19 protein-coding genes and 3 pseudogenes are annotated in these 22,287 nt (G+C 56.8%); 12 read left to right on the top strand and 10 right to left on the bottom strand.

Going from position 1 to position 22,287, the window contains the following annotated elements; all coding sequences use genetic code 11:
• Positions 1-5: 5 nt before the first annotated feature.
• Positions 6-1,340, bottom strand: a complete 1,335-nt coding sequence (locus tag NXC24_RS30375) for an aspartate aminotransferase family protein (protein ID WP_104827044.1) — start codon at positions 1,338-1,340, stop codon at positions 6-8.
• Positions 1,341-1,487: 147 nt separating this feature from the next.
• Between NXC24_RS30375 and NXC24_RS30370 the strand changes: the two genes are divergently transcribed.
• Complete coding sequence (locus NXC24_RS30370; RefSeq protein WP_104827916.1) at positions 1,488-2,036, top strand: cupin domain-containing protein; 549 nt, start codon at positions 1,488-1,490, stop codon at positions 2,034-2,036.
• Here NXC24_RS30370 and NXC24_RS30365 read toward each other — a convergent pair whose 3' ends face one another.
• The 3 genes and pseudogenes from NXC24_RS30365 to NXC24_RS30355 all read right to left on the bottom strand — a co-directional run.
• A complete protein-coding gene (locus tag NXC24_RS30365; RefSeq protein WP_104827043.1) occupies positions 2,037-2,816 on the bottom strand; it encodes a pyrroline-5-carboxylate reductase in 780 nt (259 codons plus the stop codon). It abuts the gene before it with no gap.
• A gap of 9 nt (positions 2,817-2,825) precedes the next feature.
• The gene (locus NXC24_RS30360) at positions 2,826-3,545 is read right to left on the bottom strand and encodes a GntR family transcriptional regulator (protein WP_104827042.1); all 720 of its coding nucleotides are present in this window, start codon (positions 3,543-3,545) and stop codon (positions 2,826-2,828) included.
• 154 nt (positions 3,546-3,699) lie between these two features.
• A pseudogene (locus NXC24_RS30355) lies at positions 3,700-4,146 on the bottom strand (helix-turn-helix domain-containing protein); the annotation flags it as partial.
• A gap of 500 nt (positions 4,147-4,646) precedes the next feature.
• Between NXC24_RS30355 and NXC24_RS30350 the strand changes: the two are divergent.
• On the top strand, positions 4,647-5,843 hold the full coding sequence (locus NXC24_RS30350) for a GSU2403 family nucleotidyltransferase fold protein (protein WP_104827041.1): 1,197 nt from the start codon (positions 4,647-4,649) through the stop codon (positions 5,841-5,843).
• Between the two features lie 306 nt (positions 5,844-6,149).
• Here NXC24_RS30350 and NXC24_RS30340 read toward each other — a convergent pair whose 3' ends face one another.
• The 3 genes from NXC24_RS30340 to NXC24_RS30330 all read right to left on the bottom strand — a co-directional run bounded on the left by NXC24_RS30340 (position 6,150) and on the right by NXC24_RS30330 (position 10,089).
• Positions 6,150-7,055, bottom strand: a complete 906-nt coding sequence (locus NXC24_RS30340) for a hypothetical protein (protein WP_104827039.1) — start codon at positions 7,053-7,055, stop codon at positions 6,150-6,152.
• Between the two features lie 534 nt (positions 7,056-7,589).
• A complete protein-coding gene (locus NXC24_RS30335) occupies positions 7,590-9,266 on the bottom strand; it encodes an FAD-dependent oxidoreductase (RefSeq protein WP_104827038.1) in 1,677 nt (558 codons plus the stop codon).
• Positions 9,267-9,771: 505 nt separating this feature from the next.
• Complete coding sequence (locus NXC24_RS30330; RefSeq protein WP_104827037.1) at positions 9,772-10,089, bottom strand: MocE family 2Fe-2S type ferredoxin; 318 nt, start codon at positions 10,087-10,089, stop codon at positions 9,772-9,774.
• A gap of 212 nt (positions 10,090-10,301) precedes the next feature.
• Between NXC24_RS30330 and NXC24_RS30325 the strand changes: the two genes are divergently transcribed.
• From NXC24_RS30325 to NXC24_RS35995, 4 genes are all read left to right on the top strand, one after another.
• The gene (locus tag NXC24_RS30325) at positions 10,302-11,327 is read left to right on the top strand and encodes a LacI family DNA-binding transcriptional regulator (RefSeq protein ID WP_104827036.1); all 1,026 of its coding nucleotides are present in this window, start codon (positions 10,302-10,304) and stop codon (positions 11,325-11,327) included.
• A gap of 194 nt (positions 11,328-11,521) precedes the next feature.
• Positions 11,522-11,791, top strand: coding sequence for a hypothetical protein (locus NXC24_RS30320; RefSeq protein ID WP_104827035.1), 270 nt, complete (start codon positions 11,522-11,524; stop codon positions 11,789-11,791).
• The gene (locus NXC24_RS36000; RefSeq protein ID WP_245464080.1) at positions 11,792-12,037 is read left to right on the top strand and encodes a nucleotidyl transferase AbiEii/AbiGii toxin family protein; all 246 of its coding nucleotides are present in this window, start codon (positions 11,792-11,794) and stop codon (positions 12,035-12,037) included.
• 180 nt (positions 12,038-12,217) lie between these two features.
• Positions 12,218-12,487 carry a hypothetical protein gene (locus NXC24_RS35995; RefSeq protein ID WP_245464079.1) on the top strand — a complete coding sequence of 90 codons (270 nt, stop codon included), beginning with the start codon at positions 12,218-12,220 and terminating at the stop codon, positions 12,485-12,487.
• A 315-nt stretch (positions 12,488-12,802) separates the two neighbouring features.
• Here NXC24_RS35995 and NXC24_RS30310 read toward each other — a convergent pair whose 3' ends face one another.
• Complete coding sequence (locus NXC24_RS30310) at positions 12,803-13,837, bottom strand: sterol desaturase family protein (protein WP_104827034.1); 1,035 nt, start codon at positions 13,835-13,837, stop codon at positions 12,803-12,805.
• A gap of 203 nt (positions 13,838-14,040) precedes the next feature.
• Entirely contained in the window at positions 14,041-14,970 is a 930-nt protein-coding gene (locus NXC24_RS30305; RefSeq protein ID WP_104827033.1) for a sugar ABC transporter substrate-binding protein, read from the bottom strand.
• Positions 14,971-15,190: 220 nt separating this feature from the next.
• Here NXC24_RS30305 and NXC24_RS30300 point away from each other — a divergent pair, with 220 nt between their 5' ends.
• On the top strand, positions 15,191-16,024 hold the full coding sequence (locus NXC24_RS30300; RefSeq protein ID WP_104827032.1) for a TIM barrel protein: 834 nt from the start codon (positions 15,191-15,193) through the stop codon (positions 16,022-16,024).
• 160 nt (positions 16,025-16,184) lie between these two features.
• Here NXC24_RS30300 and NXC24_RS30295 read toward each other — a convergent pair whose 3' ends face one another.
• Positions 16,185-17,153 carry an MBL fold metallo-hydrolase gene (locus NXC24_RS30295; RefSeq protein WP_104827031.1) on the bottom strand — a complete coding sequence of 323 codons (969 nt, stop codon included), beginning with the start codon at positions 17,151-17,153 and terminating at the stop codon, positions 16,185-16,187.
• Between the two features lie 138 nt (positions 17,154-17,291).
• Between NXC24_RS30295 and NXC24_RS35990 the strand changes: the two are divergent.
• From NXC24_RS35990 to NXC24_RS30270, 5 genes and pseudogenes are all read left to right on the top strand, one after another.
• Positions 17,292-17,441 (top strand): annotated as a pseudogene (locus NXC24_RS35990) (GNAT family N-acetyltransferase); the annotation flags it as partial.
• A 641-nt stretch (positions 17,442-18,082) separates the two neighbouring features.
• Positions 18,083-19,465, top strand: coding sequence for an aminomethyltransferase family protein (locus NXC24_RS30285; RefSeq protein ID WP_104827030.1), 1,383 nt, complete (start codon positions 18,083-18,085; stop codon positions 19,463-19,465).
• A 172-nt stretch (positions 19,466-19,637) separates the two neighbouring features.
• Positions 19,638-20,531: a methylenetetrahydrofolate reductase gene (locus tag NXC24_RS30280; protein ID WP_245464078.1), complete on the top strand. Its 894-nt coding sequence runs from the start codon at positions 19,638-19,640 to the stop codon at positions 20,529-20,531.
• Positions 20,532-20,547: 16 nt separating this feature from the next.
• Positions 20,548-21,414: pseudogene (purU, locus tag NXC24_RS30275) on the top strand (formyltetrahydrofolate deformylase).
• Positions 21,415-21,607: 193 nt separating this feature from the next.
• Positions 21,608-22,258 (top strand): TetR/AcrR family transcriptional regulator, encoded by a 651-nt coding sequence (locus NXC24_RS30270; protein ID WP_104827029.1) that lies wholly within the window; start codon positions 21,608-21,610, stop codon positions 22,256-22,258.
• Positions 22,259-22,287: the final 29 nt, after the last annotated feature.

Raw genomic sequence — 22,287 nt, 5'->3', positions numbered from 1 at the left:
GCATCTTAGGCTGCGCGCTTCAGCGCATCAGATAACATAGAGACAAGCGTGTCGATCTCCGCCCTGCTGATAATCAGGGGTGGCGAAAGCGCTATGATGTCCCCGGTGACTCGGATCAGCAGACCCTTCTCGAAGCAGTCCACGAACACGTCGTAAGCCCGCGCGCCGGGTGCATCTTTGCGAGGCGCAAGCTCGACCGCTCCGACCAGCCCAAGGTTCCGGATGTCGACGACATGCCGAAGACCCTTGAGCGAATGGAGAGCTTCTTGCCAGTGCTCCGCTAGATCGGCTGCTCGCGTCAGCAGTCCTTCTTCCTGGTAGATCTCGAGAGTGGCGAGACCGGCGGCGCAGGCGACGGGATGGCCGGAATAGGTGTAGCCGTGGAATAGCTCGATCGCATTCTCCGGCCCGACCATAAGTCCATCATAGACCTTGCGGCTGGCAAAGACGGCGCCCATCGGGATTGTGCCGTTGGTAATGCCTTTGGCGGTGGTGACGAGATCAGGAACGACGCCAAAATAGTCGGTGGCAAAGGGTGCTCCCAGGCGTCCGAAGCCAGTGATGACCTCGTCGAAGATCAGCAGAATTCCGTACTTGTCCGCCGTGGCACGCAATTTCTCCAGATAGCCCTTGGGAGGCAGGACGACGCCTGCCGATCCGGACATCGGTTCGACGATGACGGCTGCTATGGTTTCGGCGCCATGTAGCGCGACGAGCCGTTCCAGATCGTCTGCAAGCTCAATGCCATGCTGCGGAAGCCCTTTCGAAAAGGCATTGCGCTCGATATCCAGCGTGTGGCGCATGTGATCAGCCGGAATCTGCGGGAAGACGCGGCGATTGTTGACGAGGCCGCCGACCGAGATGCCGCCGAATCCAACACCGTGGTAGCCCTTTTCGCGTCCGATGATCCGCGTGCGGGTGCCCTGACCGATGGCACGCTGGTAGGCAATAGCGATCTTGAGAGCAGTATCGACGGATTCGGAACCGGAACCGGTGAAGAACACGCGGTCGAGTTTGGCCTCGCCGCCACCAGGCGCATTCGCGGCCAGCTTCGTGGCGAAATCGAAAGCGATCGGGTGGCCCATCTGAAAGGTCGGCGCGTAGTCCAAGGTGGCGAGCTGTCGCTCGACGGCTTCTGCAATCTTCTTGCGGCCATGGCCGGCATTCACGCACCAGAGCCCGGCGGTGCCATCCAGAACCTGGTTCCCATCGACATCGGTGTAGTACATCCCGTCCGCCGCGGCCAATAGGCGTGGTGCTGCCTTGAACTGCCGGTTCGCCGTAAACGGCATCCAGAAATTGTCGAGAACGGGGGTGTTCGGCTTGCTGACCTGATCCATGATTGGCCTCCTCTTTGGAATGGCAATCAGATCGGCGATTTCCCTTCTTCAAACAAGTCCTTTTCTTTATGGCTCTAACCAATTGAAATTTATGGCAGCAGCATATAGGTGTTTACCTATTCTGAACAACAGGAACGCTACCGCATCATGACCGTCGACATCGGCAATCGTCTCCGCCATCTGCGCATTGCGCACAACCTTTCGCAGCGCGAGCTTGCCAAACGCACCGGCGTGCCGAATTCGACGATCTCTCTCATCGAGTCGAACGCCTCTAACCCGTCAGTGGGAGCCTTGAAGAGAATTCTGGATGGCATCCCGATCGGCCTGGCGGAGTTTTTCGCATTCGAGCCCGCTCGGCCAAAGAAGGCGTTTTATGCCGCGGAAGAATTGGTCGAGATCGGCAAGGGCGCCATCTCATACAGGCAGGTTGGAGAGAACCTGTTCGGGCGCAGTCTGCAGATCCTGAAGGAGCACTACCAGCCTGGCGCCGATACCGGAAAGGTACCTCTCGTCCACGATGGAGAAGAAGGCGGGATCGTTCTCTCGGGAAGGCTCGAGGTCACGGTTGACGACGAGCGACGCATCCTCGGGCCGGGCGATGCCTATTATTTCGAAAGTCGACGCCCGCATCGGTTCCGATGTGTCGGGCCGGTAGCTTGCGAGGTCATCAGCGCCTGCACGCCGCCAACCTTCTGATTAGCTGCTGCGGCCCTCAATGCGAGCAAGTACCCGGTCGAGTGCGGCCGTCAGTGCCTGTCGTCCGCCCTTCTTCTCGAAGTCCGAGAAAACCTGCTCGTTCAGGCCGCCCTTGGTGGCGAATTCAGAGCTCAGAGAATTGAATGACGTGACGCCCGGCTCGTTGGCTCTTTGCGCCAAACTCGAAAATAGCGGCGCGATATAGGCCCGGCCCTTCGATCGATCGAGCCCATTCTTTTCCAGCCAGTCGGTCGTGAACTCCATGACGCCGAAGAAGGTCGACATGATGGCGCTGGCAGCGGCAAGAAGGTCATATTCTTTTCGGGATTCGCATTGAACCGCGGTGCCAAGGGCATCGAATAGGCCAGCTATTTCTGGATCGGGAGGATAGATGGCCGTCACACCTTGGCGATCTGCGACGAATGGCAAAGGGATCGCCTGCACAAGGTCGATGTCTGCTCGGATCCAGTCGAGCAGACTTTGACGCTCCACCGTTGCGACGACGCTGACAACGCGTTGCCCATCTTTGAAACGAAGCCCACGTATAACGTCTTCGGCAATCTGCGGGCGTATGGCAAGGACGACGATGTCGCTGTGATCGACGACCGTCTGGTTATCAGCCGCCACAGTTACGGTGTCGAACTTGGCGGCAAGCTTTGCTGCGATCTCCGCATTGCGAGGCGAGACATGGATTTTGGATACATGCGCCGGCTCGGCCAACAGGCCCCGCACCATGGCCTCCGTGATAGCGCCGGTTCCGACAAAGCCGATTGCTTTCATCCTCGCCACCTATTCCGCTGCTCGTGCGGGTCCGAGCGGGACATCGGTCGTGTAGTTCTCGCGCATGAAGTTGATGAAGTTGTCCTGGAACTGCCGCGTATGAGCATGGGCGAGTTCATCCGCCAGATCGACGTTCTTGTCCCGGATCGCCTCCAGCATCAGGCTATGCTCATCGGTCAGAAGATATCCCTCATGGGTACGCTCGAGATACTCGAAATGCAGGTGCAGCATGCGCTGACCCTGAGACAGGAGCTTGTGATAGAAGGATGCCAAATACTGGTTCTTGCCGGCATAGGCGATCGCCATGTGGAACTCTTTGTTCGCCTCCGACATCGCCAGATGATTTCCGGTTTTGACGGCGGCCGAAAATGCCTTTTCCCGCTTGGCAATAAGCTTCAGGTCGGCGTCGGTTCGCAGGGCCGCCGCCAGGCGCGTGTTCATCCTCTGGGCGATGTCGAGCGCCTCCACGTATTTCGGAAAGGTCGCCACTTCGATTGGCGCAACGATCGTGCTGCGGTTGGAGAGCGTGACGACGAGCTCGTCTCCGCCCAAGCGGATCAGGGCTTCACGCACCGGCGAGCGCGACATGTCAAAACGCTCGGCCAAGGTCATTTCATCGAGAAGCTGACCCGGCGGCAAGGTGAGAGAAAGAATCTCGCTTCGCAGCGTATCGTAGACGCTCTTCCATCCGGTTCCCCGGATTCGTTTCACTTCAGCCTCGTCAGACACTTAGGTACCTTTCATTCGCAGATGCCGCATTGGGTCAAAAAAGCAGCATGTCAGCAATGTAGTTTTTTCGCTCGGTTTTGTCGACATGCTGTTGACGTGATTTGCTGGTCAACGTGCAGTCCGCCGTAGGCTGGCCGAGATATATTTTTGATCCTCAGCGCAAGTCTTCGCGAAGCTCACGCACGCCGCGTCCGAGACGTTGGCGCAAGAGCGTGCGCAAGGTCGCTCCATCGACGTATCCCACCTCGGCGGCTATGGCGTCGAGGTCGAGCCCGCTGCCATGGATCAGGTTTTGTGCTCGTTCGACCCGAAGGTCCTGAAAGTAAGATAAAGGTGATTTGCCGAGCACTTCCTGGCAACGGCGTTGCAGGGAGCGAGGGCTCGTCGCCAGCGCGGCGGCGGCTTCCCGCAAGGAGAAGCCGTCCTGCAGATGCTCCCGCGCCCATCGCTCGAAGCGCAGGATGAGGGGATCGGCCTGCGCCAAATGATTGGGAATGATGTAGGGCGCTTGCGAGGAGCGGATGTCCGCGAGCAGGTAGCGCGAGACGAGGGTGGCTAGCTCCGGACTGGTCTTGCGGATCAGCCAAAGCGCCATGTCGAGCTCGACGGCAAGATCGAGCAGTTCTGGTTCCGCCAAGACCGGCCCGGGGTGATCTTCTACATGCAGGCAGAGACGGTCGAAGCAGTTAAGGCGGAGGTAGACAAACTGCCCCTGACCGAAACCGGGCTGATGACCTTTGAGTTCATCCCCATCGGCCCGCTCGCCCCGCTGGGTCGTCTGATCCAGAGCAAATGAGCTCTGGAGGTGCCGGTTAAACAACACCGCCATTAGCTGGTAACCGCTATCATGAAGACTGACCTCGCCGTGCCGAAATTCTTCGGTCAACGCTCAATCCTTCAAGGTCAGCAAGGAACGGAAAGCCGGTAGAGGAGCGACGCTGCCGGCCATTAGAGATCCAAGATCGGCGCTGTCGGTGAGAACCCGTTCGGAAAGTGAGGCGGTTATTCCGGGCGGGTAACATGATTCAACTTGCTAAACATTTGCCAGAAGTCTAGCAATAAGCTTGCTAAACGTATGGCAAATGACTAGCAAGGAACAACATGCAACCTCTAGCTCCCTCGTTAACTATCGCGTTCGCCGATCTCGTTGAAAGGGCACATGAAGAAGCATTCAACGCCCGCTTTCCTGCGAAAGGGACCTTTCACAAGCTGAGGCGCGGAGGAAAGGAGTATTGGTATCACGTCATGCGCGACTCGACCGCGCCTAGTGGCCGACGAACGAGCTACGCCGGATTAGTCGGCGACACTGATGTAGACGCGCTAGTCGAACGCCATGGTCACGAACACGCGCGTCATAAACTTCAAAAGGAGACAGCTTCCATGCTGCGTCGGTCGGGCCTTCCGGCACCCGATCCCATGGAAGGGAAACTCACACGGGCATTCCAGAGAGCCGGCTTGTTTCAAGCCGGTGCGGTTCTCGTTGGCTCCGTGGCATACCAGGCCTACGGCGGCATCCTCGGTGTCAAGCTGAGTGGCGAGCTCCATCGCACGCAGGACATCGATCTTGCCCACGATCGCGAAATCGCGCTTCACGTGGGCCACACCGGCCAAAAGCTGGAAGACTTTCAGGATATTCTCAAATCCGTTGATGAATCGTTCACACCGAGGCTCAATCCGAGTTATCCGAACGCTGGGCCGACGCGCTATGAGAACGCCAGCAACTACAAAGTCGACCTTCTGACGGCTCACAAGAATTCAGACCGGGACCGTAGAGTGCCAGTAGCGATCCCGATCATGCCCGGCACGGCGCTTCAACCGCTCGACCTGATGGAGTTCCTCATCAGGAACCCGATCCGGTCAGCGCTCTTATACGAAGATGGTGTGGCTGTTGTGGTGCCCGATCCGGTCCGCTATGCGCTTCACAAGGTGGCCATCAGCCAGATGCAAGGCCTATCGGGTGAAGCGGGCAAAGACACCAAGGACCGCATGCAGGCTGCCGAACTGGTAAGGGCCATCGGACACGCCGGCCGCACTAGTGAACTTGCGCAGGCCTGGTCAGAATTATGGCGCCACAAGGCGAAACGACGGAACTTCGTGCTGCGCGGCATCCTAGCACTGCCTGACGATGCTATAGAAATCATCGCACGCAGTGCCATCCGATACGGAGAGGAACCGTTCCGCGACGACGAACTGCCCACAGTCACGCTTAGGAAGCTCATCCCACGGAAAGCCGGCGGGACACTTAGGACGCTACCGCGAATGCCTGGCGACAACGGAGTCGGTCTTAATCTTTCGTAAGATGGGCTCGTTCGTACTGCGTGGACTGCGGTTCTACATGACCTCGGTCCAGAGCAAGAGCATCTTACAGCTCTCCCGCCAACTCGGTGTCCAGGAGATGGCAACCGACCAAAGTCAGATGGCAGTTGCTTCCCAATTGCGTGAAACACCGGTCCTTATCAGGGGCATCATAGGCGCCACTAGCAGGCTTTTCCGAAAGCGCCTGTGTTCACAAGACCCCGTCGCGCCGAGATGACTGCCGAGATCGTCGGCAAGATCCTTGAGAGAACGATCCTAGGTCGCAGGCCTCAGACGAGCGCTTCTCGGTTAAATCTCATCGAGTGCGCCAGTTGCTTTGCGTGGACGAGCTAGTACATCCGCAACCTCACAATGTCCGTTAAGCCGCTTCGAGGAGTCTTTTGGTGCGCGCAAGACCGCGTTCGCAGGTTCCCCAAAAGCTCGCATGACTTTACGGCGGAGTGCGCGCGCCGGCGAAGCTACTGGCATTGACGAGCCGTCGCTAACAGCAATCTTTGGTAACGCAGCTCGCCGCTTGAAACGAGCAATCATCCTTGCGGCTCGGGAGGCGCTTTGCTCGAATTGCGCTGCTCCGGCGACTTTGAGTGTGGATCGGATCGTTGCCATTGCGAGATTGACGTTTCTTTGAATTTGTCCAATGGAACCTCGAAGCTGGCCGCGCATGGATGCCGATAAATCGCCATTGGCCAGCGCCTCGGTTACTCGATTGATCTCAAGCACGCCCTCTTCTATCGTCCAGACCATTCTGTTAACGGCAATTGCTATGCGGTCGAGGTTGGGATCGTCGTAACCCTCAGCCATGCGAGCGGTAAGATCACCTTCAATAACCGCCGTGGTGATCGTTTCAATGTCGACGGCAAAGGCGCTCTCTCCGTTGACGGATGAAGCGGTATCCGTTCCCTCCTTGTCGGCCCGTGGGGGCATTCCTGCTACCGTTCCCACTTCAGGCATGATCGCTGCTGTCGGTAACGCAGGATCCCCCGCATCCGCACGATGAACAGGGGTTGGGCTTTCAGATAATTGCGTGCTGTTGACGAGCGTTGCTAAGATCACTGCGATGCCCATACCCAGCGTACCGATCAGTGCGACGTCTTCGAAATTGGGGATGGGATGGTGGGCGAGAGCGACAGCCTGGGCGAAGGCGACTAGCAGCAAGACGACAGTGGCGCGAAGCTTTATTGTGAGACTTTGCATTCTGCTATCCAGTTTGCCCGCATCCGTGGTTGAGCAAGAAAGTGGGACGCCTACGGCCACCTCAAACCAGTTAGGCTGTTACCAATCCTGACTGGTTGTTGAGCGGCTTGCCGGCGCCAAACGCGATCCAGCAAGCTTCTAAAAGCTTAACGGGAGCTTGAGGAGCGTGTCTCCTGGCTGGCTCTCTTCCGGAATGCTTCCACTTTTGTGCAGATTCCGGATATTTGTGCGAAAATTGGATGAAGATCAGGGGGGTATTCGCTACGGCTAGCCGCGCGAGCCGGCTCAGCAGCCGAACAAGGAGGTGGTGATCATATCAGCCGCTTTCACCGACTTCGAGCGGGTCTGAGAGGAGAACGACCCATTCCAGGACTGGAGCGCCGTACCTGCGATTGATCACTAAGGAATAGCAGCCGTTATACGGTTCTTTGGCGCTAGAGATTTCAGGTTCGTGCGGCGGCCGGAACCCAGCTTGGCGGCGTGATCGACTTTGCGATCAGCATCTCGCTCAACTTCATGTCCTTGGCAGCCCTGTCAGCAAATGCTTCGCGGGACGCTTAGAGACGATGCCACTTTGGGCTCCAGGCGGCTGCTCATCGTCAAAGCCGCCGGCGTGCTTTGACGGCGGATCTCGGTAACGAGATGGTCAGCGAGCCTGACGGCGAAGGCGACGGCTGGAAGCGTGGGGTTAGCTTGTCCGGACGTGGGAAAAATGCAGCTTCCGGCGACATAGAGGTTGTCGATGTCGATGATGCGACAGTTGTGATTGACGACGGCGTGCTTGCGGTCGACGCCCATCTTGGTCAAGCCGATCTGATGGTAGCCGTCCTTGGCTTGGGCATCGATATGCTCTTCAAGGTGTTCGGGTGCTGTGTCGAAGATCAGCTTGCCTATTTTGCGCTCCTTGAGCCATCGATCAAGGGCAAGATGCGCGTTGAGCGTGCCGCTGATATCCTGAGGTAAATATCGGAACGAGACCTCGAGCTTGAACTGGCCATCCGCATCTTGCTCGGGCTTGAGGAAGGCGCGGTTTGAACTGCTTGGAATTTGCTCCCCGTGGTAGCGAAGCCCGTATTTGAGGTCAGGTCTGCGGAGCACAAGATATGGCTCAGCGACGCCGTATTTTTGGCGAAGCAACTCCAACGCGGAAAAGGTCGCGCCAATCGGATGGCGCAGGACATTCTGCAGCACGTTATAGTAACGGGATCGATCGGCCTCGCCCCACGTCGCTTTGTGGACGACCGCCTTCTTACTGTTCCAGAGATATAGCAGCGAGAGCGCTGCGTCGGCCTCACCGAAAGCGGCCCTCCGGTTCGTCGGCCAAAAGGCGATATTCGGCAGTTTGAGTGTCCGTTGCAATTTGGGGCCAGGTTGAAACCGGTTACACACGAAGGTTCCGGTGGATGTGCGCTTAAAAAGATACCGTTCGGCATGCTCCTTGGTGGTGAATTCGATCTGCGCGATCTGTCCGGCGAGGTGTCCCATGTAGAAGCGCCCGAGCGGCCCGTCGCTTCCGCCGAACAATTGCGGATACGCGACCTGAAGGTTCAGCAGCAGCCGGGTATTGCCCCTGCCGCCGCAGGCCAGCACATAATGCTCAGCGCATACCTTGTACGAGCCACCGCGGCAGCCAATCGATATGGAATGTAGTCGTCCTTGCACGGGGTCGAACCCCAGAGCTTTGACCCTCGCGTCCAGGATGACGAAGAGGTTCTGCGAAGAGGTGAGCTCAGCCCTGTTAGCCTTCGCTGTGTTGCGTATGCGTGTCCAGCTTTCCCGGGATGCCGGAAAATCAGTCTCCGAGTCCGGGTCCGATCGCTCGCCGGTGACGTTGCTACTCAAAAGAGACCGCGCGCGCTGATAGAACGGGGAAATCTTTTCGTGAGCAATAGGCCAGCCGGAGTGTGCGACATAATCCCTTGCTTCGAAGTCTATATCGTCCAGCTCAACGCATTGCCCACCCCATCGTTCGGACGTGCCGCCAAGTCCGGTGGCCGAGGTAACCTGGTCCGCAGCGTGATAGATGTCGTCGTCTATATCGAAACCTGTTTCGTTTCGTTCGGGCCGTTTCGATTGTTTCGGGCCGGCTTCGATAAGCAGCGTTCGCATGCCGCGTCTGCTCAATTCCAGCGCAGCGGCAATACCGACCGGACCTGCGCCCACAACGCACACGTCAAAGCCGTGCTGAAACACCTCTGGACCCGCAAACATTTTCGCCCCCAACGTTCGAGCAATGTCCTTATGGTAGTAGCCGCAATCACCTTTCCGTCCCCTGGCGGCACTGCGGATCGGCCTTGGCGCGATCGCCACCTGATTGAAGGTGGAGGCGCGGACCTAACGCCGCACGCTAATGCTTCACAATCTGCAGAACAATTTCACCTAAAGTAGAATGAATCGGCTCGTCACCTCGGGCAAAAGGATTAGTGACGGCCTTGCACGCTCCACGATGACGTTCATCGCACAGCCGAAAAGGAGATCCGCGATGGCAACCGAAGATAGCGTCGAGATGAAAGAAAACATCTAGTTCAATTTGATGTTTCCAACAGCGCAATCATATTTTGGCACTGTTTTCGCGAGAATCCATCGGGACCCGCGAGCAATACGAAAACAATACACGGCCTGACCGTGATGCGATGACGGCAGCCGTTCTCGCAAGCTTAGCGCGACGCGGGCGCCGCGTTCACCGCGCTGACGATGACGATGCCCGCATCGCCGCTCATGCGCCGATTTCGATCATGATGCGATCGCCTTCCAGCTTGACCGCATAGGTTCTCAGATTGATGCATACCGGCGCACCACGAGCCTCTCCCGTCTTGTAGCTGAAGCGTCCATTGTGTTTTGGACACTCGATAATGTCATCCATGACAAGCCCGTCGGACAGGTGAATCTTTTCATGGGTGCACAGCCCGTCGGTCGCGAAATATTCGTCATCCGGGCTTCGGTAGATCGCGAATGTTCGTCCGGCGTGATCAAACCGGAGGACGTCCTCCTGATCGATATCGTCGGGTGCACACGCGTCGATCCATGTCGTCATTTATCGTCTCCTCGCTATTGCCCGCCGGCGGCTCGCCACCAAGCGCAAAAGATGTTGTCTTGCGGGAGGAGCGTCGCGCTGGGACTCAGGGGCGCTGTCCTTGAGCCTTGATCTCGCTCAGCTTTTCCTCCCCGAGCAACATCGACCATGCGCGAAATAGCGCTTCACATTCCACGCCGATTATGATCATTTTTGATCAGGGGAGAAACAGAATGAAGAAAGCTCGCTTGGTCGATATTGCGGCCGCCGCAGGCGTCGGCATTGCAACCGTCGAGCGCGTTCTTAATGAGCGAGGAGGGGTCAAGCCCCAGACGGCAGAGAAGGTGGTGCTGGCCGCCAAGCGGCTGGGATATAAAGGGGTGATCCCGAATCTCTATCGCGGAACGATCCGCATCGAGGTCATCCTTGTGAGACCTGAGTCGCCGTTCTTCAGCAGGCTCAATCGCGCATTTGAACGGATTGCCGCCTCATTGGACAGCTCGATTGCCGTTCACAGAACCTTCGTCGAGGAGAACGATCCCGAGAAGTTTGCCGCCCATATATCCAACAGCGCTATCCGCCGCCACGCCCTGATTGTTGTCGGCCTCGACCATCCGAAAATCAGGCAGAGCCTTGATCACGCCCGTAGTGCCGGCATAGAAGTCGTCCAGATCGTTTCCTACACGTCCGGCAGGGACGATGTGTTCGTGGGCATCGATAATTACGCGGCCGGACGAACCGCGGGCTTCTATATGTCCCGAATGCTTCGACCGGCGGCGGGAAGCATCGTCGCCATCTGTCATAGCTGGGCCTATCAAATTCATAAGGAGCGCATTCGCGGTTTTTCCGATTACCTCGCCGCCCACGGCAACCCGGCGCATCAGTTTTCGGAGGTTATATTCGGCCTGGATGACGATGTGAGATCCGCCGAATTGCTGAGACAGGCGTTACGTCGCGGGACGGATATCGCCGGCATCTACAATGCCGGCGGCGCCAATCTCGGTGTTGGATCGGTTCTTCAGCGCTATCAGCAGCAGGAAAAGAGGGAGTTCATCTGGATCACACATGAACTCAACGACGAAACGCGCCGCTTCATCGTTTCAGGGCTGATGACGCTTGTTTTGGATCAAGCTCCGGAAACCCAGGCGAGACGCGCATTGGACACCGTTCTTTCGAGATTGGGTGTCATCGACGTGCCTGTTAGCCGGGATCCGGTTCCGTTCCTGACGTATACGGCGGAAAATATCGTAGTCAAATAGCGCGCACTGCCCAGGATTGAAGTCACGATCTCTGGAAGATGAACTACCGCTCTCTTTGACAAAGCCGAAAACGCTATCAACAGGGTTCGTTGAGAATGTAGTTCAATCGTTCCCCCTACGTGTCCACCAGCGATCCTTGTTTCTCAAGCACTACGACGCTACATTCGTTAGAGGGAAGTTCGGTAGTGTGGAAGATGTCGATTGTTGCAGTAAAGGTTCTATCCACTGTCAACGCCCCTTATGGGACGGCGCTTTCGGCTGAGCAGTTGGCATCAAAGATTTCAGATCCTGCCAGCGCCGACTATTTCGATCCGTCGGCCTTCTCCTTCTTTTCAGAAGTGGATGAGGGCCTGCAAAACTTGTTTCTGGACGAAATGCATATCGATCGAGTGATAGCCTCCGATCTTGCCCGGAAGTTCTCGGTACTCGCTGGTTATACGCTGCCTCTGGCGCGGGTGGCATAGTTGATTAAATACGCTGAAAGCAAATGGGCCGATCTCTTTGACCAGGCCACCAGCATCATCGACCAAGCAAACCGCGAATTCAACTTAATCGACAGTTGGACCTTTGGGGGCGGTACGGCGCTGATGCTCCAGATCGATCACCGCGAAAGCTTTGACGTCGACATCTTCGTTCAAGATCCGCAACTTTTGCCGTATCTCAATCCGCAGACACAGGGATATGAACTCGATATCAGCCCGGACGGATAGGAATCCGACGGATCGAGAGCATTAAAGATCGTCTTCGAAGGTGTCGGCGAGCTCGACTTTATCTGCGCCCCAAGTTTGACCGATAACCCAACGATAGAGGCACGGGTGCGCGGGCGAGACGTCCTGCTCGAAACTCCCGCGGAAATTATCGCAAAGAAGATATATTATCGCGGGGCGTCTATGCAGCCACGTGACATGTTCGATCTCGCCTGCGTGGTGAAGGCCCTCGGAACAGACTATGTCGTCAAGACCCTGTCACCCTTTAGAGATGGATGCGAGAAGGCTCTGAACGTCGCTCGCCAGATGAACCCGCAGTTCGCGGAGGCCATCATGAAGAAGCTACTGTACCGCGAGAGCTTCTCTGAGATTCCGGCAGAGGCGCAGGCAATGACAGTTGAGCTTCTGGAGACTGTCTGCGCCCTTCCAACAGGCGCACAGCCCAGCACATAGTATAGTAACTTAATTACTCGACAACGGGGCCGACAAAGTACCTGTTATTATCGATGGACCTTTGGGTGAACGCCCTGCCCATGGTGCGTGTGGCGACCCGAACGCGGGTGAATCTGATTGGTGGCGGTGCTATTTATGGAAAATATCGGGCATTTTTCGCCGCCAGCCTGAACGGCCAAGGCGGAGCCTGCGAAGGAGGGATCGCAGGCTCCGGCATGTCCCGCCGTCAACAGGCCGCTCGGGCGGGGGGAGAACCAAATTGCGCCTATGAAGCATGGCGCGCCAGCAAGCCCGGACGCGGGCTTGGGCCTTAAGCTAGCTCGGGGTTTCAGAGCTGCGCGCTTGCTTTTCGGCGTATTTTCGTGCCCGCTCCATAAAGCGTCTGTTCATGCGGTCTTCGGCCTCTTTCGAGCCGTCATGGAACGTGCCGAACCACTTGTCGAGCGGGATGACACCGTCGGCGTAATTGCACTCGAAGAACTTGTGATGCAGGTAGTGGTCGTAGGCGTGGGTGTCGATGGCGGCATCGTCTGCGATCACGATCTTATCGAAGCCCGCATGGCCAGGGGCTGGCGCGAGGGCTGCATGGGTCAGATGGAAGAGGGCATGGATCGGATTGGAGGGTACGATCCAATGGATGAGCGCGCCCGAGAAATACAGCAGATGCTCTACGGGGTGCATCGCAAGGCCAGACCACGGGCCGGGGTTGCCATTGTTATGATGCAGCTTGTGAACGGCATGATAGAGCGGCGGCCAGTGAATGAGGCGATGGACCAGATAGAAATGCAGGTCGCGGAATGCCGGGATCAAAAGCATGATCACAGTGCAGTAAACCGGATGTTCGGCGAAATCGACATAGGGAATGATGCCGTTCGCGAAAGCCCATAGGGTCAGGACTTCGAAGGCAGTCCAAAGCGGGACCGCGCTTGCGAATGTCCAGATCACATTGTCGATGGTCTGATTGCTGAAGAGAAATGCCGAATTGTTTTTGGACGGCCACTTGCCGTTATATTTGAAACTCGTGCCCTGCTTCTTCTGCATGTAAAGCCGCAAATGAAACGCACCGAAGAACAGGAAGACGAGGGTGGCATTGCGCGCGAGAAGATAGGCGATCCAGCCCGGCTCAAGGGTCTTCATCGTCTCCATCGAGGGTGTCGCATAGAACCACAGCAGCGTTGCGACGACAGCATAGACGGCGTTCCAGGGCATGAGATAGCCCGGATATCCAAAGAACCATTTCAGGAAGGCGGCCGGCTGGGCCGGCCAGATGAAGACAGGAGGATATTTGAGAAGCTTGTTGGGCTTCCAGTCCCCTCGTTTGTCGCGCGTGCCGTAGAGCGTGTCATCCATCGTGTTCCTCCCAATTTCCGGAATGCATGCGATCAGTCTCACCGACGCCGGTTCGAAACGACAGCAGAGTTTTGATGAAAATTACTCAGACCAACCGTGAGGACTTTGCTCTATCAGGTGGCGGCGGGTGAGAAGGGAGGCCGCCGGCCTCCCCATGTGCGTCACCCTAGCGTTGCCACTGATAGAATGTCGTCAGGTTCAGCTCAGTTGAGATGCTCGAACTGGACCATGTTCTGGTTCGTCACCAGCTTGAAAGGGATCCAGACTTCCCTGTCGATCTGGTCACCCTTGATAGCCTTCACCGCGGTGTCGACAGCGCCTCGACCCTGCGCCTTGGCATCCTGGAACACGGTGACCTTGAGGTCGCCGGCCTTCATCGCCTGAAGAGCGTCGGGCGTGGCGTCGATGCCCGCAACGAGGGTCTTGTCCGTTGAGCCGCCGGCGTTCTTGATCGCGGCAATCGCGCCAAGCGCCATCTCGTCATTGTTGGCGATCACGGCATCGAATTTCAGGCCGCTGGTCAGCCAGTTCGAAACAAGGTCGGCGCCGTCGACACGGCTCCAGTTGCCGACCTGCTCGCGAAGGACCTTGATGCCGCCGCACTCACCGGACTTCAAGACGTCATGCACGTCCGCAGTCCTCTGTCGGGCGGCTTGGCTGGTGAGGTCGCCGATCATGATGACGATGTCGCCCTTTCCACCCAGCATGCGACAGACTTCCTTGGTCTGCAGCGTTCCAGATTCTGTTTCGTTCGATCCCACGAAGGCCTGCTTCTTGCCAAGGCTCGTCAAATCGGTCGGCTGTATATTGACATAGATCAGCGGAATGCCTGCCGCTTCTGCGATCTTGCTCATTGCCGGTGTGCCGTCGGAATCCACAGGATCAACGATGATGGCCGAGACGCCGCCGGCCGCGAAGTTTCGCACCTGATCCAACTGCTTGTTGACGTCGTTGGCGGCGTCTTCCACCTGCAGATCGATGCCTTTGGTCTTGGCGTAGTCCTGCATGCCGTTGGCGATCAGGGTTTGAAAATTGGTCGTCAGATAGCCCATCGAAACGCCGATCCGATCGGCGGCATAGGCTCGCGACGACAGCACGAGCACCAGCGCACTTGCGCCAAGAAATTTCAGCATGTTCTCCTCCCAGGAAACAACGACCCAATCAGTCGCTGGAAAAAGTTACCGACAGCGCCTGTTAACGTCCGAGAGTATTTTGATGAAAAAACCTCAAGGCTCGCCGCGCGCAAGCACATCCGCTTTGCAATGAAATATCGCTATGATCAAAACCCATCACCGGACGGTCTCGCAAAGGCATGGAATTCGTGATCTGTGCAGCCCATGGAGGGGAGGCGCCATGCAGGACATGCTCATATTCCAGTCGCTTTGGGCCATGGAGCGACGCAGCGCGAAATATCCGGAGCTCTCCCTCGAAGAGAATTTGGACAAGATCGCAGCGGCTGGCTTCGACGGCATCAGTGCCCATTGGTCCGATCGCGACGTTGTCCGCCGGGTTGCCGGCCTGCTCAGGCATCATGGTTTGCAGGCTGAAGGGCAATGCTTTCCGAAGACTATCGACGACCTGAAGCCGGTGCTTGAGATCGCCTCCGAATGCAATGTGCATCACCTCTGCCTGCAGCCCGACGTGCGGTTACGGCGCCTGGAGGATTGCCTTCCCTTGCTTGAGGGCTGGCAGCGGTTGGGCGAGGAGGCCGGCATCGATGTCCTCATCGAGACACACCGCGACCGTATGACGACCGATCTATTCTTCACGCTCGATCTGCTCGATCGCTTTCCGGATTTGCCGCTTTTGGGGGATGTCTCTCATTTTCTCGTCGGCCGGGAATTCGCCTGGCCGGTATCCGACGAAAACCATGCGCTCATCCGCCGGATACTCGATAATTCCTGGGCCTTCCACGGCCGGGTCGCCTCGCGTGAGCAGGTCCAGATCGAAATCTCCTTTCCGCATCATCGGCCCTGGGTCGATCTTTTTCTCGGCTGGTGGGAATACGGCTTCAGTAGCTGGCGAAAACGCGCAGGCAGCGACGATGTCCTCACTTTCACCTGCGAGTTAGGACCGAAGCCCTATGCGATCACGGGAAGGGATGGCGAGGACACCACGGACCGATGGGAGGAATCTCTTCTTTTGATGCAGGAGGTGCGTGCGCTCTGGGCAAGAACTGCCGGCTGACGCGAGTTTGCTGAATGTACGCTTTGCTCTCCGAAGGCGACCCTATTGTTGGGTCGCCGAAGCCGAAGCTGGCGAAGGTAGCGGCGATCTCTACAAGGCAGCGATCGCCGCATGTTCAAACGCATGTGGCCGTCTAGTATGGCCTCAACCCGGCAAGCGGTCAGTAGTCCCAGAAGACCGGCACCCAACGAAAGTGATCGCCATCGACCGCCACCCGGCCGACGGACGGGAATGGCAGGTGTGTAGCCACCAACTGTTCGCCGGTCGCCGCCAGCTCTGTCAAAAGACGGACGCGGACGCGGGCGGCCTCTTCGGGGTCATGTTCGAAGCCGTTGTACCAGTCGGGATGTTCGAAGCCGACCGCGAATACGGCGTCGCCGGCAAATGTCAGCCGATCTCCGCCGGATGCCAGGCGGACTACACTGTGGCCGGGGGTGTGGCCGCCGGTGCGATGGACGATCACCCCTGGTGCCACCTCGTATTCATCATCAAACAGCCGGAAATGGCTGCGGTACTCTTCTGCGAAGCGCTTTGCCGTTGCCCGAAGCGCGTCCGGAAAGCCTGGCGGCATGGCGACATGGCTGAAGTCGGGCGCCTCCCAAAACTTGACCTCGGCGGTAGCCACGTGGATTCGCAGGTCCGGACGCAGGCGATCCTTCACCCCCTCGACGAGGAGGCCGCCGATGTGGTCCATATGCATATGGGTCAGCACCACGTCAGTCACGGATGCAAGATCGATACCGGCGGACTCCAATCGCTTGATCAACTGACCAGCCCGCGGCAGGTTCAAGTTCGGATCCAACCCGAGCCCGGCGTCGATGAGGATGGTCTTCCCACCGCTGCGTACCAGGACTACGTTCAGCGACCAGTCGAAAGCGTCCGGCGGCAGGAACATATCGTTCAGCCAGGCCGCGCGGTCGGCCGCCTCGGCATTATGTCCCAGCATCGTGGTCGGGAGCGGTAGCACCCCGTCGCTGACCACCAGTACGTCAATCTCGCCGATCCGCACCGCATAGCGCGACGGAACCAGATCATCGGGGCCCGTTTTGACGGGTTGAGATGCGTTATCCAATCTCATCTTTGTTTCCTGCTGACCAATCGTGCGGGGTTTTGTTTCTGCCTGCGACATGATGCGCTCCTATTTTGCGTGAACGAGACGTGTCGGCTACGAGCCACGTGGCGAACTCTATGTTGAAGCGAATTGGCAATCGATCGGGTCAAGGGAGAGGGAAGGCTACACCTGAGGACAGGGCAGTCTGTACCCTCAGCTGACAATGTTAGCGGTCTTGCCTATTACACGAAGATGGATTTTGAGGACTATGGCAGGCTCATCGACGTTCCGCTCCTGGATGGGACACCCGTCGATCGGATCAAGAAGCGCTTCAACTTGGGCGCTACACGGCATACGCCTATTTGAACTCATCGATGGTTTCGGCAAGAGCCGAGATTTCGCAATGAAATCCCCGGCGGTGAAGGCGCTTTTGAGCGCCTTGCCTGTTGATTTGCACTGATGGGTTGGATGCCCCTCCCGCCGGCATCTTAGTTTGCCAAGATGGTGATGCGTTGCGTCACCAACAGTGGAGGAGGCATCCAACCCCTCAGTGCAAATCAATATCCGCGATAGAGTGGACTGGCTAATGTCAACGACTTCCGCCGCCGCTGCCAATGACCCATGGTCCATAAGCGCTGGCTCTTCCGGCGTTGGCGTTACTAGCCCTTCGCATTGTCGGGCCTTTTCCTCTCTCATTCTCGATCCGGTCCACGTCGGGAACCACGTCATCTGTAGTGGCGCCACCATTTCGTTCAGAGCACTTACAAATTGATCAAAATATCAAATTGACAAAATGTACAATTCGATGCTCAATACTCTTGGAGGCGGAGAGGTCGAGCGCGTAAAGGACTACCCGGTCAAAGAACGCGGAGCTGCAAAGACGGCTTGAGGAGGCCGGCTATCGCTGCAGCACGGCAGACCAAATCCAGCACGGAATGAATGGCTGTATAAGCCAGGCGCTCACTTGGAATGCCAGCGATTATTTTTCAACAAGGGAGGAGTTACACATGAACATTGCATCGAGCACGGGACTTCAGAGCTTGGAGTCCATTGTCAATCATGCCGGAGGACCGGTAAAATTACTTCGTGGGTCCAACATTGGGCCTTACACGTTCCCCGTTATCCCAGCGGAATTTACAAACTGGCGTGACGAGGTAAGGTCTTGGAAGGATAGCGTAGCTCTGCTCGAGCTCTCCTATCATATGACGGAACTGCATCTTCGTGGACCAGATGGGGTTAAATTTCTTTCGACGCTGGCGACCAATAAGCTCAATCCCTTCCCAGTGTTGCGCGGCAAGCAGTTGGTGCTGGTTGGCCACGATGGCTACATGATCGGCGACGCGATTGTCTTCCGGGAGGAAGAGGAATTCCTGCGTATCGTCGGCGCACCATTTGCCAGCGACTGGATCCAGTACAATGCTGAAATCACTGAAATGAACGTCACCGCGGTACGGGATGACAACTTCTCGGTCCGTTCGGGGACGCGCGATGTTTTCCGCATCCAAGTCCAGGGGCCGAACGCGCTAGCCTTGGTACGTGAAGTGTCGAACGGCACGCTGCCGGACATTAAGTTCTTTAGCATTGGCGAATTCCAGATCGCCGGCCACACGGTTCGCGCACTGCGCCACGGCATGGCCGGAGAGCCTGGATTCGAGATATACGGACCATGGGATATTCAGCAGGACGTTCGCGCCGCGCTTGACGAAGTCGGGCAAAAATACGGAATGCGCAAGATCGGAGCGATGGCCTATTCGACCACGGCTCAGGAATCCGGCTGGATGCCGATGCCCCTTCCGGCCATCTATCATAGCCCCGAAATGAAGCCCTATCGCGAATGGCTGAACCAGTATTTCTTGGAGTCGGTCGGCTCACTTGGCGGCAGCTTCCTCTCCGACAACATCGAGGATTACTACGTCGATCCGGTCGAAGTCGGCTATCGGTCGCTAATCGACTTTGACCACGATTTTATCGGAAAGGAAGCCCTGCGAGCTCGGCTTGCTCATCCGAAACGCACCAAGGTAACTCTCGAGTGGAACAACGACGACGTCATGGCGTGCATGAATTCGTCGCTGACCGATCCTAACAACGGTGGCATGTTCATGAAAATGCCAAATCCTATGTATGCGACCTTTCAATCGGATGCCGTCATGAGGGGCGGCAAACATGCAGGCATTTCGCAGTGGCTTGCATTTTCTGCCAATGCCAACCGGCTCATTTCACTAGCTCTCGTCGAGCTTGAGCATGCGGAGCCCGGCACGGAACTTACTGTGCTTTGGGGGGAGCCGAATTCCCAGCGCCTGCCCGTCGGCAAGAACCAGCATCGGGAAATTCGCGCCACGGTCGCACCGGCTCCGTATTTTGATAAGGTTATAAAGACCCGCCATCAGTGATCTCTGATGTCGCTTTTCTAATGAACCAAGCTCCGTGACGAATGGCATCGCTGCCCGGCCGACCTTTGCCGGGCAGCGGCGGACGGTCGTGAGCAATTTTCTTGCGCGATCCCGGCGTATCAAGCCTGTGAGGATCGGCATTTTCCCGAAAACCGCTAAGGAGAGCCACTGCATGATGCAAAATGTAGAGATAGCGGAAGCCTCAGTTGGGGAACCCGAGGCGCTACCGCATGCTACGCTATTTGACAGTTTTTCCATCGAGATCACCGGGAAGGATACTGCCGCGCTGCAAGGCGCGAGCCACCTGTTGGCGCCCGCGACAAGTGTGTCAATTGCTTCTATTCCCGGTGAAAGCCACGACGCACGAGTTGCCGCAGCGGTCACTGCGAGACGATTAGGGTTTCAGCCGGTACCGCACATTTCCGCCAGACGCATCCTCTCAACTGCGGAGCTTGATGCTCTATTGGCGCGATTTATCAGGGAGGCGGACGTCCACAGCCTGTTTGTGGTGGCCGGAGATCCTGACGTGCCCATGGGGCCATATGGGGACTCTTTGGCCCTTATCCGCTCAGGATTATTGTCAAAGTACGGCATCAGGAAAATCGGCATCGCCGGATATCCCGAAGGCCACCCCAAGATCAATAGCCCGATGCTTTTCGACGTGCTGCGGGAAAAACATGACCTCCTTACAGCCGCTGGACTGGAATATGACATAACGACCCAGTTTTCTTTCGATGCCGAACCCGTCATCGGGTGGATCGAACGCATTCGCAAGCTGGGCATAACAGCTCCCATACGCATTGGTGTTCCGGGTCCCGCCAGTGTGAAAACCCTGTTGCGTTTCGCAACGATCTGCGGCGTGGGAGCGTCCGCTAAGGTCATGACAAAATATGGGCTTTCAATTGGGAAGCTGCTAAATACGGCCGGTCCCGACGTGTTTGTGAGCGAGTTGATAAGAAGGCTCGCTCCCGCCGCGCTCGGCACAGTGCGCTTGCATTTCTATCCATTTGGCGGCGTTGGGAAAACGGCCGAGTGGATCCGCGATTTTCCGTCAAATCAAAGATAACGCAGGGCTCTATGTGATGAACACATCGTCTGCACGGGTAAACTATGTGCTGGCTCTATCTTGTCAGGATATGCCCGGAATTGTTTCGGCAGTTACCGCTGAACTTGCCGCCCTCGGCGCTAATATTTCCGATTCCAATCAATTCTAGGATCGGTACTCCAACTCCTTTTTCATGCGCATCGCTTTTTCGGCTCCATTGGATGTTACGGAAGAGGTGGTCAGACGCTCCCTGAAATCGCCAATCGAGCGATATTCCATGAAACTCGAGCTGAACGATGCCGCGTGCAAACCGCGAGTCATCATCATGGTTTCCAAATTCGATCACGCGCTCTTGCATCTGCTCTATCAAATCCGGGTCGGATGGTTGAATGCAGAAGTCGCGGCAATTGTCTCAAATCATCAGGACTGCCGCGATGCCGCAGAACGTGAAGGCATTCCATTTCATTATCTGCCGGTGAGCAAAGAGACGAAGCTTCAACAGGAGGAAAAACTCTTGAAGCTGATAAGCGAGACGCAATCGGACCTGATCGTTCTCGCGCGTTACATGCAGGTTCTGTCAATAGAGCTTTCAAGTCGTCTGTTCGGAAAGATCATTAATATCCATCACTCGTTCCTACCAAGCTTCAAGGGCGCCAAGCCGTATCATCAGGCCTTTGAAAGAGGTGTCAAACAGATTGGTGCCACAGCACATTACGTAACGCCAGATCTGGACGAAGGGCCGATTATAGAACAGCAGGTGGAGCGGGTGCACCATGCCATGAGCGTGGAGGACCTTGTCGCGACCGGTCGCGATATTGAAAGCCGGGTCTTGGCTTGGGCCGTCAAAATGCATCTTGAAACCCGTGTCATGCGAAATGGTCTCAAAACCGTAGTCTTCGCATGAAAATGGCGCGCAGGTTGATCCCGACATAGGGCATCGGCTGCTGGTCTTCCGTTGGCCGACGAGGCATTGTTCAGCCAATGCTTTTCCGCCTTGGAGTGCTGGTTAATAGGTAAAACTACCTGCATTGTCTTGAAAATGGTTTCGTGACATGACCGGCCTAGGTCCGCTGCAGTGAGTGGGAATCTATTTAGGCATGGCGCAAAAAATAAGCCCCGAACGGCGCGTTCAGATCGGTAAGGAGAAGCGTGCTCGTACCCGAGCGACCATTCTCTCGGCAGCCTTTGACCTGCTCGGCCGGCCACACGGACGGTCGACGCGTATTGAAGAAGTGTGTCTAGCCGCCGTCGTTTCGCGGGGGACCTTTTATAACTATTTTTCCGACATCGACGAACTCTTCGAGGTGCTCACCTACGAGATGAGCCATGAGTTCAATATTGCGGTGCAGGAACTCATGCAAACACTTCCCAATTGTGCAATGCGTGTCGCGCTGGCCATCCGCTATTACCTGCATCGCGCGCGTCAGGATCGTTCCTGGGGCTGGGCGATGGTGAATCTGTCTGGTGTTGGGCCTATTTTCGGTACGGATACGTTTCAATACGCAACGGCCTCTGTTCAAGAGGGCGTCAGCTCAGGTGAATTCCAAGTGCAAAGCGTCACAATCGGGCGGGACATGATGATTGGAACCGTGCTCGCATCGATGACAACGCTCCTCCGGGAGGAGCAGGAAGAGGATTATCCTGAAAAAGTTGTCCGTCAGATTCTGTCCGCCTTCTGCGTGCCGGCTTCCATCATCGACGTCTGCGTAGCAATTGAATTGCTCAAGCTGCCACTCCAACGGCCTTAAGCCATAAAGTCTCAACCGCCCAGAGCGGC

The organism is Rhizobium sp. NXC24, from assembly GCF_002944315.1.
In the GTDB taxonomy this organism is placed as follows: Bacteria; Pseudomonadota; Alphaproteobacteria; order Rhizobiales; family Rhizobiaceae; genus Rhizobium.
This window is presented reverse-complemented; position numbering and strand designations above follow the sequence as displayed.

Coding starts and splice junctions, on each gene's coding strand:
- NXC24_RS30300 (WP_104827032.1), top strand. CDS start 15,191: ATGCAGGACATGCTCATATTCCAGTCGCTTTGGGCCATGGAGCGACGC.
- NXC24_RS30330 (WP_104827037.1), bottom strand. CDS start 10,089: ATGACGACATGGATCGACGCGTGTGCACCCGACGATATCGATCAGGAG.
- NXC24_RS30335 (WP_104827038.1), bottom strand. CDS start 9,266: ATGTTTGCGGGTCCAGAGGTGTTTCAGCACGGCTTTGACGTGTGCGTT.
- NXC24_RS30295 (WP_104827031.1), bottom strand. CDS start 17,153: ATGTCGCAGGCAGAAACAAAACCCCGCACGATTGGTCAGCAGGAAACA.
- NXC24_RS30375 (WP_104827044.1), bottom strand. CDS start 1,340: ATGGATCAGGTCAGCAAGCCGAACACCCCCGTTCTCGACAATTTCTGG.
- NXC24_RS30270 (WP_104827029.1), top strand. CDS start 21,608: ATGGCGCAAAAAATAAGCCCCGAACGGCGCGTTCAGATCGGTAAGGAG.
- NXC24_RS30365 (WP_104827043.1), bottom strand. CDS start 2,816: ATGAAAGCAATCGGCTTTGTCGGAACCGGCGCTATCACGGAGGCCATG.
- NXC24_RS35995 (WP_245464079.1), top strand. CDS start 12,218: ATGCAGCCACGTGACATGTTCGATCTCGCCTGCGTGGTGAAGGCCCTC.
- NXC24_RS30280 (WP_245464078.1), top strand. CDS start 19,638: ATGATGCAAAATGTAGAGATAGCGGAAGCCTCAGTTGGGGAACCCGAG.
- NXC24_RS30285 (WP_104827030.1), top strand. CDS start 18,083: ATGAACATTGCATCGAGCACGGGACTTCAGAGCTTGGAGTCCATTGTC.
- NXC24_RS30320 (WP_104827035.1), top strand. CDS start 11,522: ATGTCGATTGTTGCAGTAAAGGTTCTATCCACTGTCAACGCCCCTTAT.
- NXC24_RS30325 (WP_104827036.1), top strand. CDS start 10,302: ATGAAGAAAGCTCGCTTGGTCGATATTGCGGCCGCCGCAGGCGTCGGC.
- NXC24_RS30340 (WP_104827039.1), bottom strand. CDS start 7,055: ATGCAAAGTCTCACAATAAAGCTTCGCGCCACTGTCGTCTTGCTGCTA.
- NXC24_RS30310 (WP_104827034.1), bottom strand. CDS start 13,837: ATGGATGACACGCTCTACGGCACGCGCGACAAACGAGGGGACTGGAAG.
- NXC24_RS30305 (WP_104827033.1), bottom strand. CDS start 14,970: ATGCTGAAATTTCTTGGCGCAAGTGCGCTGGTGCTCGTGCTGTCGTCG.
- NXC24_RS30350 (WP_104827041.1), top strand. CDS start 4,647: ATGCAACCTCTAGCTCCCTCGTTAACTATCGCGTTCGCCGATCTCGTT.
- NXC24_RS30370 (WP_104827916.1), top strand. CDS start 1,488: ATGACCGTCGACATCGGCAATCGTCTCCGCCATCTGCGCATTGCGCAC.